Raw genomic sequence first — 12,808 nt, 5'->3', positions numbered from 1 at the left:
CGGTTGTTGCGACGGTCGTTAAGACGGTTGTAACGACCGTCATTGCTACTGTTTCACCACCGCCAGACATACAAAAGGCGGCCAATGGCCGCCTTGATGCGATGCGCTCAGCGATTACTGGCGACGCAGTTGCAGCATCTCGCCGTTTTCAAAGCGACGACGCTCCGGGTCGATCAGCTCGAGCGTACGCTCGTCGATCCGCTGGAAGTAGTAGATCTGGCCGTCACCGTCCGGTGTCAGTTCGTAGACCGTCGCGTCGGGGTCGGCAGGCGTACCCGTCAGCACTTCCCAGTTACCGGCGTAGTTTTCATCGGGCGGTGTCTGGGGGTGGTTGCGGTAAGTCGCATTCAAGGTAAAGGTACGCTCTTCCGGAGCGGCCATTTCTTCACCCTGCATGGTCACATCCAGGTCAATGCCGTCACAGTTACGGCAGGGCAGAGTACCCTGGTAGTTAGCCTGTGAGGCGCTCATGCCTGCGTCGTCGCGCTGATCCGTCGGGCCAGCTGCGCAGCCCGCCAGCAGTGCCAACATAGCCGAACCGGCTAGCAAACTCCTGAATTGCATTGCGTGTCTCCTTATGGTGTTGGACATACATTTCTTTCGCGCGCTTATGACAGCATAACCGCTACAAGGTGCGACGCCCACCCCTTCACAGGAGAAGTATGGGCCGAATCGCGGCCAATGGGAATGCTTGCGCTCTTGCGGCCATCAGGCGACCATGGGGATATTCACATCCGCACAATCAGGTTACCCCCATGAGCCAATACTGGAGCCCTGCCGTCAGGGATCTTACCCCGTATATTCCCGGCGAACAGCCCCGCGAGCGCGTGATCAAGCTCAACACCAACGAGAACCCCTACCCCCCGGCTCCTGGTGTCAGCCAGGCGCTGGCCCAATACCCTACCGATCATTTACGACTCTACCCCGACCCTACCTCACTGGCGCTGCGTGAAACCCTGGCCAGCCGCTACGGCGTCAGCGTCGCGGAAACCTTCGTGGGCAACGGCTCCGATGAAGTCCTGGCCTTCGCATTTCAGGCGTTTTTTTGCCAAGGGGCACCTCTCGATGTACCCAGCATCACCTACAGTTTCTATCCGGTATATGCCAACCTTTACGGCGTAGAGCTGCGCAAGCATCCCTTGAATGCCCAGTGGGAAGTGGATATGGATGCGTTGGCCAGCGCGAGTGAGCGAAGCGGCGTCATCTTTGCCAACCCTAACGCCCCCACGGGCCATGCTCACCCGCTGGAAGCCATCGAGGCGCTTCTGCAGAAAGTCACCGAGCGCGTGGTGCTGGTGGATGAGGCGTATGTGGATTTCGGCGCTGACAGCGCCGTGTCGCTTATTAGCCGCTACCCGAACCTGCTGGTCACGGGCACGTTCTCCAAGTCACGTAGCCTGGCAGGCTTGAGGCTGGGCTATGCGATTGGCTCCAGCGAGCTGATCGAAGGCCTGCAGCGGGTCAAGGACTCCTTCAACTCTTACCCCGTAGATAGTCTGGCCAGCCTGGTGGGCATCGAAGCCCTGAAGGATACCGAACACTTCGACGCCTGCCGCAATAACGTGATCGCCACCCGGGAGCGTACCCGCCAGCGCCTGGAGCGGCTTGGATTCGAGGTATTGCCTTCCAAGGCCAACTTCCTGTTCGCCCAGCACCCTCACCATGAAGGCGCCCAGCTCTTCGCTGGCCTGCGTGAGCGTGGCATTCTGGTCAGGCACTTCAACACCGAGGCGCTGAACAACTTTCTGCGCATTACCATCGGCACGGACGACGAAATGGACAGCTTTATCGAAGCCATGGAAACGCTCTGCGCCTGACGATGCTCACACCCAGCCTTTGGCTGGGTGTTTCGACGTATGCAACGCACAGCAAAAAGCCCCGAACACAATGTGCTCGGGGCTTTCTACGATATAAGTGCCTGACGATGACCTACTCTCACATGGGGAGACCCCACACTACCATCGGCGCTAAGCGGTTTCACTTCTGAGTTCGGCATGGGATCAGGTGGTTCACGCGTGCTATGGTCGTCAGGCGTAACAGGTAATGCATATCATGCTGAGGTGTTTTTGACGTGTATTGTGTGCGTCTCTTGTCAGCAAGCCCTTGGGCTCACTGCGGCATATCCGGTGTTGCGAGTGCATTCACACTCTTCGTTATCATCACGACCAGACCCCTTGGGTGTTATAGGGTCAAGCCTCACGGGCCATTAGTACACGTTAGCTCAACGCCTTGCAGCGCTTCCACACCGTGCCTATCAACCAGCTGGTCTCGCTGGGCCCTTCAGGAGGCTCTAGGCCTCAGGGATGTCTCATCTTGAAGGGGGCTTCCCGCTTAGATGCTTTCAGCGGTTATCCCGTCCGACCATAGCTACCCGGCAATGCCACTGGCGTGACAACCGGAACACCAGAGGGTCGTCCACTCCGGTCCTCTCGTACTAGGAGCAGCTCTTCTCAAACATCCAACGCCCACGGCAGATAGGGACCGAACTGTCTCACGACGTTCTAAACCCAGCTCGCGTACCACTTTAAATGGCGAACAGCCATACCCTTGGGACCGACTTCAGCCCCAGGATGTGATGAGCCGACATCGAGGTGCCAAACACCGCCGTCGATGTGAACTCTTGGGCGGTATCAGCCTGTTATCCCCGGAGTACCTTTTATCCGTTGAGCGATGGCCCTTCCATACAGAACCACCGGATCACTAGAACCTGCTTTCGCACCTGCTCGACGTGTCTGTCTCGCAGTCAAGCACCCTTATGCTCTTGCACTCATTGCACGATGTCCGACCGTGCTGAGGGTACCTTCGTGCTCCTCCGTTACGCTTTGGGAGGAGACCGCCCCAGTCAAACTACCCACCACACACTGTCCTCGATCCGGATCACGGACCTGAGTGAGAACGCCAATGATGCCAGGCTGGTATTTCAAGGTTGGCTCCCCTCGAACTGGCGTCCGAGGTTCAAAGCCTCCCAGCTATCCTACACAGGCAACATCAGCGTCCAGTGTGAAGCTATAGTAAAGGTTCACGGGGTCTTTCCGTCTAGCCGCGGGTACACCGCATCTTCACGGCGATTTCAATTTCACTGAGTCTCGGGTGGAGACAGCGTGGCCATCATTACGCCATTCGTGCAGGTCGGAACTTACCCGACAAGGAATTTCGCTACCTTAGGACCGTTATAGTTACGGCCGCCGTTTACCGGGGCTTCGATCAAGAGCTTCGGCCGAGGCCTAACACCATCACTTAACCTTCCGGCACCGGGCAGGCGTCACACCCTATACGTCCTCTTGCGAGTTGGCAGAGTGCTGTGTTTTTACTAAACAGTTGCAGCCACCTGGTATCTTCGACCGGTTCGGGCTTGGAGAGCAAGTCTCGTCACCCTACGCCGGCGTGCCTTCTCCCGAAGTTACGGCACCATTTTGCCTAGTTCCTTCACCCGAGTTCTCTCAAGCGCCTTGGGATTCTCACCCTGACCACCTGTGTCGGTTTGGGGTACGGTCGCACATGATCTGAAGCTTAGAGGCTTTTCCTGGAAGCGTGGCATCAATGACTTCGACACCGTAGTGTCTTCGTTTCGTGTCTCGGCCTTGGAGGGTCCCGGATTTACCTGAGACCCAAGCCTACTCACTTTCACCAGGACAACCAACGCCTGGCTCACCTAGCCTTCTCCGTCCCCCCATCGCAATCATGTCCGGTACGGGAATATTGACCCGTTTCCCATCGACTACGCCTTTCGGCCTCGCCTTAGGGGCCGACTCACTCTGCTCCGATTAGCGTCGAACAGAAACCCTTGGTCTTCCGGCGAGGGAGTTTTTCACTCCCTTTATCGTTACTCATGTCAGCATTCGCACTCGTGATACCTCCAGCATGCTTCTCAACACACCTTCATCGGCTTACACGACGCTCCTCTACCGCTCATCCGTAAGGATGAACCCGTAGCTTCGGTACCTGGTTTAGCCCCGTTACATCTTCCGCGCAGGCCGACTCGACTAGTGAGCTATTACGCTTTCTTTAAAGGATGGCTGCTTCTAAGCCAACCTCCTAGCTGTCTGAGCCTTCCCACATCGTTTCCCACTTAACCAGGATTTGGGGACCTTAGCTGACGGTCTGGGTTGTTTCCCTTTTCACGACGGACGTTAGCACCCGCCGTGTGTCTCCCACGCTTGCACTCACCGGTATTCGGAGTTTGCCTCGGGTTGGTAAGTCGGGATGACCCCCTAGCCGAAACAGTGCTCTACCCCCGGCGGTGATACGTGAGGCGCTACCTAAATAGCTTTCGAGGAGAACCAGCTATCTCCGAGCTTGATTAGCCTTTCACTCCGATCCACAAGTCATCCAAATCTTTTTCAACAGATCCTGGTTCGGGCCTCCAGTTGATGTTACTCAACCTTCACCCTGCTCATGGATAGATCGCTCGGTTTCGGGTCTATATCCAGCGACTGTGTCGCCCAGTTAAGACTCGGTTTCCCTACGGCTCCCCTATACGGTTAACCTCGCCACTGAATATAAGTCGCTGACCCATTATACAAAAGGTACGCAGTCACAGAACAAGTCTGCTCCTACTGCTTGTACGCACACGGTTTCAGGATCTATTTCACTCCCCTCTCCGGGGTTCTTTTCGCCTTTCCCTCACGGTACTGGTTCACTATCGGTCAGCCAGGAGTATTTAGCCTTGGAGGATGGTCCCCCCGTCTTCAGTCAAGGTTTCTCGTGCCCCGACCTACTCGATTTCACGTGATCAGATTTTCGACTACGGGGCTATCACCCGCTATGGCCAGACTTCCCAATCTGTTCGTCTAATCCGTCACACGCTTAAGGGCTGGTCCCCGTTCGCTCGCCGCTACTAGGGGAATCTCGGTTGATTTCTTTTCCTCAGGGTACTTAGATGTTTCAGTTCCCCTGGTTCGCCTCTTACGCCTATGTATTCAGCGCAAGATACTCATCTTGTGATGAGTGGGTTTCCCCATTCAGAGATGTCCGGGTCGCAGGTCGTTTGCCACCTCACCGAACCTTATCGCAGGCTACCACGTCTTTCATCGCCTCTGGCTGCCTAGGCATCCACCGTGTGCGCTTCATTGCTTGACCCTATAACCCGAAGGAGTCTGGGGTTCGCAATGATAACGATTGCCGGATACGCTTGAGACGTATCACAATACAATTTACGTAGAAACGCGTTCAACGCGTTTCTGTCAGCATGATATACATTGTTAAAGAGCGACTGCTATAAGCAGTGATAAACGGACCGTGTTTTCAACTTTAAAAGAAAAAGAAAGGTCTTTTCTTCTTTTTTAACGTGAAAGAGCGCTTATCACTGCTCATCAACAGCATTCTGATCAGGTAATTCATTGTGAGCGCTTGCCGCGAGGGGAAGACATCGTTTAAGGAGGTGATCCAGCCGCAGGTTCCCCTACGGCTACCTTGTTACGACTTCACCCCAGTCATGAACCACACCGTGGTGATCGCCCTCTTGCGTTAGGCTAACCACTTCTGGTGCAGTCCACTCCCATGGTGTGACGGGCGGTGTGTACAAGGCCCGGGAACGTATTCACCGTGGCATTCTGATCCACGATTACTAGCGATTCCGACTTCACGGAGTCGAGTTGCAGACTCCGATCCGGACTGAGATCGGCTTTTCGGGATTGGCTCACTCTCGCGAGTTGGCAACCCTTTGTACCGACCATTGTAGCACGTGTGTAGCCCTACTCGTAAGGGCCATGATGACTTGACGTCGTCCCCACCTTCCTCCGGTTTGTCACCGGCAGTCTCCTTAGAGTTCCCGCCATTACGCGCTGGCAAATAAGGACAAGGGTTGCGCTCGTTACGGGACTTAACCCAACATTTCACAACACGAGCTGACGACAGCCATGCAGCACCTGTCTCTGCGTTCCCGAAGGCACTAAGGTATCTCTACCGAATTCGCAGGATGTCAAGAGTAGGTAAGGTTCTTCGCGTTGCATCGAATTAAACCACATGCTCCACCGCTTGTGCGGGCCCCCGTCAATTCATTTGAGTTTTAACCTTGCGGCCGTACTCCCCAGGCGGTCGACTTATCGCGTTAACTTCGCCACAAAGTGCGCTAGGCACCCAACGGCTGGTCGACATCGTTTACGGCGTGGACTACCAGGGTATCTAATCCTGTTTGCTACCCACGCTTTCGCACCTCAGTGTCAGTGTCAGTCCAGAAGGCCGCCTTCGCCACTGGTATTCCTCCCGATCTCTACGCATTTCACCGCTACACCGGGAATTCTACCTTCCTCTCCTGCACTCTAGCTTGACAGTTCCGGATGCCGTTCCCAGGTTGAGCCCGGGGCTTTCACAACCGGCTTATCAAGCCACCTACGCGCGCTTTACGCCCAGTAATTCCGATTAACGCTCGCACCCTCCGTATTACCGCGGCTGCTGGCACGGAGTTAGCCGGTGCTTCTTCTGTGAGTGATGTCTTTCCTGATGGGTATTAACCACCAGGCGTTCTTCCTCACTGAAAGTGCTTTACAACCCGAGGGCCTTCTTCACACACGCGGCATGGCTGGATCAGGGTTCCCCCCATTGTCCAATATTCCCCACTGCTGCCTCCCGTAGGAGTTCGGGCCGTGTCTCAGTCCCGATGTGGCTGATCATCCTCTCAGACCAGCTACGGATCGTCGCCTTGGTGAGCCTTTACCTCACCAACTAGCTAATCCGACATAGGCTCATCCGATAGCGGGAGCCGGAGCCCCCTTTCTCCCGTAGGACGTATGCGGTATTAGCCTGGGTTTCCCCAGGTTATCCCCCACTATCGGGCAGATTCCTATGCATTACTCACCCGTCCGCCGCTCGTCAGCGGGTAGCAAGCTACCCCTGTTACCGCTCGACTTGCATGTGTTAGGCCTGCCGCCAGCGTTCAATCTGAGCCATGATCAAACTCTTCAGTTTAAGATCAATGCGATCCTTACTCGCTGCCCGAAGGCAACAAAAGCGGATCAAACTTGGCTCAAGGTTCAAACGAATTCACTGCGATACTCCGAAGAGTATCTTGGTGTTCGCCTGCCTTGATATTAGGTGATGATTCACCCTCATCGGCAAGCGCCCACATGAATTACCTGATCAAATTGTTAAAGAGCGATACTACTGTCATCATTTCGCTGTGACTGGCTCGGTGACCTGAACCGTGTTGCCTCAGCGAGGAAGGCGTATTCTACGCATTCCGTGGTGTTTGTCAAGGGCTGTTTTCAGCGAGTGAAGCGAGCGATCAATCCAACCAACAGATGACGCTAACTTCCTGACAAACCGAAGGTTTTTCAACCTTCTTCACCGCTGGTAACGCTTGGCGTCCCCGGCAGCGGATGCGTACTTTACGGATTCGCTGCCGGGTTGGCAAGGGCTTTTGTAAAATAATTTCAGCTCAGTGTTTGGGCTTGGCCTTGCGCATGACGGCCAGCACCGGCCCCGAGCAGACGTAGGCACCAAACAGCAACAGCAACATGACCGAGGGCTGTACCGAGATCATCACGAATCCAAGCACCACCGCCAACAGCACCACGAAGGGCACGGGCTTCTTGAAGTCCAGGTCCTTGAAGCTGTAGTAGCGGATGTTACTCACCATGAGAATACCCGCCGCGCCCACTACCAGCAGCATCAGCAGCTTGAAGCCGAAGGCATCGGCGTCGAAGCTGTGGAATGTCCACACGCTGGCGGCGACCAGCGCCGCAGCCGAAGGGCTGGGCAAGCCGATGAACCACTTTTTGTCGACGCTGCCGATCTGTACGTTGAAGCGGGCCAGGCGCAGGGCAGCACATGCCACATAGAGAAAGGCCACCACCCAGCCGGTCTTGCCGATATCTTGCAGTATCCAGGTAAAGGCGACCAGGGCAGGCGCCATGCCGAACGAGATCATGTCCGACAGGCTGTCGTACTCGGCCCCGAAAGCGCTTTGCGTATTGGTCATACGCGCCACGCGACCATCCAGGCCATCCAGCACCATGGCGATGAAGATGGCCACCGCTGCCGACGTGAACTCGCCATTGATCCCGGCCACCACGGCAAAGAAACCAGAAAACAGTGCCGACGTGGTAAACAGGTTGGGCAGCAGGTAGATGCCCTTGCGGCGAATCTTCTTGCCGTTTTCGACGGCCTCCTCCACGACTTCGGTTTCACGAAGAAAAGCAGCGGCAAGATCCTCGTTCCGCACGATGTCCTCTTCCTTCGACGAAGGAGTAGCCGCGCTGTCCGCGCCTGCAGCGGACGAAGGGAGCGATTCCTGCTCTGGGTCGCGAGCATCCTGAGTCATAAGTGTCATCCATTTAGAGTGAAGTCACATTCACAAGTGAACCCTTCTCATTCTACACGGTGAACCCTTGCCGACCAGTCCTGACAGCCGGAATGCAAAACGCCCCGAAGCACGCAGAGGCGCTTCGGGGCGTTTTCATGACGGTGGTCGATCAGTTTTTGGACTTGTCGACCAGCTGGTTGGCAGCAATCCACGGCATCATGCCGCGCAGCTTGGCACCCACCTGCTCGATTTCGTGCTCGGCATTCAGGCGACGGCGTGCAGTCATGGACGGATAGTTGGTGTTGCCTTCCTGGATGAACATCTTGGCGTACTCGCCGGTCTGGATGCGCTTGAGTGCATTGCGCATTGCAGCGCGAGACTCGTCGTTGATCACCTCAGGGCCGGTCACGTACTCGCCATACTCCGCATTGTTGGAGATGGAGTAGTTCATGTTGGCAATGCCGCCTTCGTACATCAGGTCGACGATCAGCTTGAGTTCGTGCAGACACTCGAAGTAGGCCATTTCCGGTGCGTAACCTGCTTCGGTGAGGGTTTCGAAACCGGCTTTCACCAGCTCGACCGCACCACCACAAAGGACCGCCTGCTCGCCGAACAGGTCCGTTTCGGTTTCATCCTTGAAGGTCGTCTCGATGATACCGCTGCGGCCACCGCCAACGCCTGCAGCGTAAGAGAGCGCCAGCTCTTTGGCGTTGCCAGAGGCGTCCTGGTGGATCGCGATCAGGTCGGGAATACCGCCGCCCTTGACGAACTCGGAGCGCACGGTGTGGCCCGGTGCTTTCGGCGCGATCATGATCACGTCGAGGTCTTTACGCGGCTCGATCTGGTTGTAGTGGATGTTGAAACCGTGGGCAAACGCCAGGGTCGCGCCTTCTTTCAGATTCGGCTCGACTTCCTGCTCGTAGATGGCTTTCTGGTTTTCGTCCGGCGCCAGAATCATGACGACGTCAGCGGTCTTGCACGCTTCCGGTACGCTGGCGACTTTCAGGCCTGCCGCTTCTGCTTTCGCCGCAGACGAGGAGCCTTTGCGCAGCGCTACGGTGACATCGACACCCGACTCTTTCAGGTTGTTGGCGTGGGCATGGCCCTGAGAACCGTAGCCGACGATGGTGACTTTCTTGGCCTGAATGAGGGAAAGGTCGCAATCTTTATCGTAGTAAACGTGCATGGCGAGACTCCAGAAATCGGTTGAATCAGATCGTTATCGTGTATGTGTCAGCGTTGATGGCCACCCGTGCCGTCTAGTGCAGCACTGGGATTTGGCGTTGAGGTCACTCTACGCCAGCAGCACCATTGCGTAAAACGCTATATTTGCAACATACTATTTCATAAAATGAAATCACACTCAGGGCATTGACCCCATGGATTTTCGTCTTCTCAAGCACATGGTCACTCTGGCGGATACGCTGCATTTCGGGCGCGCCAGCGAGCTGTGCCATATCAGCCCTTCCACTTTGAGCCGCTCGATTCAACAGGTGGAGAGCGAGCTGGGCACCCGCCTGTTTGAACGCGACAACCGGCATGTCACGCTGACCCCGCAAGGGATCGCCTTCCTGCGCTACGCCAAGGAGACGCTGGAGCAGTGGGAAACCCAAAAGCGCACGCTGGCCACCAGCGCGACACAGCTCAGCGGGGAAATCAGCATCTACTGCTCGGTCACCGCCAGCTACAGCTTTTTGTATGAGCTGTTGAGCGATGTGCGGGTACGCCACCCCGGCATCGAGCTCAAGCTGCATACGGGTGACCCGGCAGACGCCATGAACCGCGTACTGGAAGGGGCCGATGACATGGCCATTACGCCCAGGCCTCGCATTCCTCCCAGCGCCCTGGCGTTCAAGTCGCTCACCCGCTCGCCGCTGTTGTTCATCGCCCCGACGGAAACCCATGCCTGGCTGCCTAGCCATCCGGAAAGCTCGACCGCCGAACAGTGGCGGCATGTGCCCATGATTCTGTCGGAGGCGGGCCTGTCGCGGGAGTACGCCAACACCTGGTTCAAGGCCATGGGCATCGCGCCCCGCATCTATGCCCAGGTGGCGGGACATGAGGCCATCGTCAGCATGGTGGGGCTAGGGTTTGGGGTCGGTGTGGTGCCGCGTATCGTGCTGGACAACAGCCCGCTGGCAGAGCGTGTGCAGGTACTCAACGTCAAGCCCGAGCTGCCCCACTACGATGTCGGCCTGTGCGTGCTGAACCGGCGGCTGCAGAATCCCATGATCGATGCTTTCTGGACCACGGTGGCACCTCGCTAGAGGCATCCGCCTGGCGCCACCCAAAAACAAAAAAACCGCCCGGCGAAGGGCGGTTTTGGGTGGGTACTAACGCGCGATCAGAGCGACAGCACCTTGTCACCGCGGGCAATGCCGGAGACGCCCGTGCGCGCCACTTCCAGAATGCCCACCGGCGCCATGGCCTGCAGGAAAGCATCCAGTTTGGAGGCATCGCCGGTGATCTGAACGGTGTAGAGGCTCGGTGTCACGTCCACGACCTGGGCACGGAAGATATCCACGGTACGCTTCACTTCATCACGGGCAGCGCCCAGCGCCTTGACCTTCACCAGCATCAATTCCCGCTCGATGTGGTTACCTTCGGTCAGGTCGACCAGCTTCACCACGTCGATCAGCTTGTTGAGGTGCTTGGTGATCTGCTCGATCACCCGGTCGTCACCGATGGTGGTGACCGTCAAGCGTGACAGCGACGGGTCTTCCGTCGGTGCTACGTTCAGCGTTTCGATGTTGAAGTTACGCTGAGAGAACAACCCGACTACACGTGACAGCGCACCCGGTTCGTTTTCCATCAGAATCGAGATGATATGACGCATCAGGTACGCTCCGTTTTGGACAGCAGCATGTCACGCATCGCGCCTAACGGCACTTGCATCGGGTAAACGTGCTCAAAGGGGTCGACCTTCACGTCCAGGAATACCAGCTCATGCTTGTTGGCAAAGGCACGCTCCAGCGCTGGCTCCAGTTCGTCCAGGGTAGTGACCGTGATGGCGGTAAACCCGTAAGCTTCGATCAGCATATGGAAGTCGGGCAACGACTCCATGTAGGAGTGCGCATGGCGGGACTTGTAGTTCAAGTCCTGCCACTGGCGCACCATCCCCAGCGACGCGTTGTTCAGGTTGACGATCTTGACCCCCACCCCGTACTGCTTACAGGTGGAAAGCTCCTGCATCATCATCTGGAAGCTGCCTTCCCCCGTGACACATACCACGTCGTCTTCGGGGAAGTTCTGCTTGATGCCCATGGCGGCCGGAAAGCCGAAGCCCATGGTGCCCAGGCCACCGGAGGTAATCAGGCGGTTGGGCTTGTCGAACTTATAGTACTGCGCAGCAAACATCTGGTGCTGGCCCACGTCGGTGGTGACGTACGCCTCGCCCCGAGTGACGCGACACAGCGCCTCGATGACTTCCTGGGGCTTCAGCGCCTCGCCGGGCTTGGAGGGCTCATAGAGCTTGCCTTCCCGTTCGGCCCGCCAGCCGTCGATCTTCTGCCACCAGTCGGTCAACGCTTCGGGGTGGGCGATCTCGTGCCCCTGCACCAGGCTGATCATCTCGTTGATGACGCTGGCGGCTGGACCGACGATGGGCACGTCGGCACGCACGGTCTTGGAGACCGAGCTGGGATCGACATCCACATGGATGATCTTGGCCGTGGGGCAGAATTTCGACGTGTTGTTGGTCACGCGGTCGTCGAAACGTGCGCCGATGGCAATGATCAGGTCCGCGTGGTGCATGGCCATGTTGGACTCGTACGAGCCGTGCATGCCCAACCAACCCAGGCACTGGCGGTCGCTTTGCGGGTAAGCGCCAATGCCCATCAGCGTGGTGGTGATCGGGAAACCAAGCTGCTTCACCAGATCGGTCAAGCCTTCGCTGGCCTTGCCGGTAACCACACCACCGCCGGTGTAGAACACCGGGCGCTTGGCCTTCAGCATCATCTCGACGGCTTTCTTGATTTGCCCGGTATGCCCACGGGTCACCGGATTGTAGGAGCGCAGTTTGACCTTCTTCGGGTACACGTACTCGTAGCGCTCGGTGGGCGCGGTCATGTCCTTGGGAATATCGACGACCACGGGGCCGGGGCGGCCGGTAGAGGCCAGGTAGAAGGCCTTTTTCAGCACTTCCGGAATGTCAGAAGGGTGACGAATCGAGAAGCTGTGCTTCACGATGGGCCGGGTCACGCCGACGATATCGGTTTCCTGGAAGGCGTCGTCACCAATCAGGTGGCTCATGACCTGACCACACAGCACGACCATGGGAATGGAGTCCATGTAGGCAGTCGCGATACCCGTGACTGCGTTGGTCGCACCGGGGCCGGACGTCACCAGCACCACGCCGGGCTTGCCGGAGGCACGGGCATAGCCGTCAGCCGCGTGGGTGGCCGCTTGCTCGTGACGCACGAGGATGTGCTTCACTTTGTCCTGGCGGAACAGCGCATCGTAAATATGCAGTGCCGCACCACCGGGATAACCATAAATGTACTCTACGCCCTCATCTTGCAAGAAGCGGGCGATCATGTCTGCGCCGGAAAGCAGTTCCACTGTGTT

Annotated in this window: 7 protein-coding genes and 3 rRNA genes; 2 read left to right on the top strand and 8 right to left on the bottom strand. The window is 57.1% G+C overall.

All coding sequences use genetic code 11. The features are described 5' to 3' along the window. Positions 1 to 114: 114 nt before the first annotated feature. Entirely contained in the window at positions 115 to 564 is a 450-nt protein-coding gene (locus LG409_RS02450) for a copper resistance protein NlpE N-terminal domain-containing protein (RefSeq protein ID WP_026001970.1), read from the bottom strand. 191 nt (positions 565 to 755) lie between these two features. Here LG409_RS02450 and hisC point away from each other — a divergent pair, with 191 nt between their 5' ends. Then, a complete protein-coding gene (gene hisC / locus LG409_RS02445; RefSeq protein ID WP_227407528.1) occupies positions 756 to 1,817 on the top strand; it encodes a histidinol-phosphate transaminase in 1,062 nt (353 codons plus the stop codon). Between the two features lie 99 nt (positions 1,818 to 1,916). On the opposite strand, the gene rrf is transcribed toward hisC, so the two are convergent. The 5 genes from rrf to ilvC all read right to left on the bottom strand — a co-directional run bounded on the left by rrf (position 1,917) and on the right by ilvC (position 9,428). Then, positions 1,917 to 2,032: ribosomal RNA gene (gene rrf, locus LG409_RS02440) — 5S ribosomal RNA — on the bottom strand. A 153-nt stretch (positions 2,033 to 2,185) separates the two neighbouring features. Further along, positions 2,186 to 5,079, bottom strand: a 23S ribosomal RNA gene (locus tag LG409_RS02435). A gap of 294 nt (positions 5,080 to 5,373) precedes the next feature. Beyond that, a 16S ribosomal RNA gene (locus LG409_RS02430) occupies positions 5,374 to 6,906 on the bottom strand. The 16S, 23S and 5S rRNA genes sit together here, the layout of an rRNA operon. Before the next feature lie 469 nt (positions 6,907 to 7,375). Beyond that, positions 7,376 to 8,260: a CDP-diacylglycerol--serine O-phosphatidyltransferase gene (pssA, locus tag LG409_RS02425; protein WP_039182438.1), complete on the bottom strand. Its 885-nt coding sequence runs from the start codon at positions 8,258 to 8,260 to the stop codon at positions 7,376 to 7,378. Positions 8,261 to 8,411: 151 nt separating this feature from the next. Beyond that, positions 8,412 to 9,428, bottom strand: coding sequence for a ketol-acid reductoisomerase (gene ilvC / locus LG409_RS02420; protein WP_016916053.1), 1,017 nt, complete (start codon positions 9,426 to 9,428; stop codon positions 8,412 to 8,414). A 193-nt stretch (positions 9,429 to 9,621) separates the two neighbouring features. On the opposite strand from ilvC, the gene ilvY reads away from it, so the two are divergent. After that, positions 9,622 to 10,509 carry an HTH-type transcriptional activator IlvY gene (ilvY, locus tag LG409_RS02415; RefSeq protein ID WP_016916052.1) on the top strand — a complete coding sequence of 296 codons (888 nt, stop codon included), beginning with the start codon at positions 9,622 to 9,624 and terminating at the stop codon, positions 10,507 to 10,509. A 77-nt stretch (positions 10,510 to 10,586) separates the two neighbouring features. On the opposite strand, the gene ilvN is transcribed toward ilvY, so the two are convergent. Continuing rightward, on the bottom strand, positions 10,587 to 11,078 hold the full coding sequence (gene ilvN, locus LG409_RS02410; protein WP_016916051.1) for an acetolactate synthase small subunit: 492 nt from the start codon (positions 11,076 to 11,078) through the stop codon (positions 10,587 to 10,589). Next, entirely contained in the window at positions 11,078 to 12,802 is a 1,725-nt protein-coding gene (locus tag LG409_RS02405) for an acetolactate synthase 3 large subunit (protein ID WP_039182430.1), read from the bottom strand. Before LG409_RS02405 ends, ilvN begins: the two co-directional genes overlap by 1 nt. Between the last annotated feature and the right edge of the window lie 6 nt (positions 12,803 to 12,808).

Origin of the sequence: Halomonas sp. NyZ770 (assembly GCF_020616575.1) — a bacterium.
Lineage (GTDB): Bacteria > Pseudomonadota > Gammaproteobacteria > Pseudomonadales > Halomonadaceae > Vreelandella > Vreelandella hamiltonii.
The sequence above is the reverse complement of the archived record's forward strand: the minus strand, read 5'-3'. Positions and strand labels throughout refer to the sequence as shown.

What these genes read in the sequence shown, in the direction of transcription:
- LG409_RS02450 (WP_026001970.1), bottom strand. Translation starts at nt 564, where the DNA reads ATGCAATTCAGGAGTTTGCTAGCCGGTTCGGCTATGTTGGCACTGCTG.
- hisC (WP_227407528.1), top strand. Translation starts at nt 756, where the DNA reads ATGAGCCAATACTGGAGCCCTGCCGTCAGGGATCTTACCCCGTATATT.
- pssA (WP_039182438.1), bottom strand. Translation starts at nt 8,260, where the DNA reads ATGACTCAGGATGCTCGCGACCCAGAGCAGGAATCGCTCCCTTCGTCC.
- ilvC (WP_016916053.1), bottom strand. Translation starts at nt 9,428, where the DNA reads ATGCACGTTTACTACGATAAAGATTGCGACCTTTCCCTCATTCAGGCC.
- ilvY (WP_016916052.1), top strand. Translation starts at nt 9,622, where the DNA reads ATGGATTTTCGTCTTCTCAAGCACATGGTCACTCTGGCGGATACGCTG.
- ilvN (WP_016916051.1), bottom strand. Translation starts at nt 11,078, where the DNA reads ATGCGTCATATCATCTCGATTCTGATGGAAAACGAACCGGGTGCGCTG.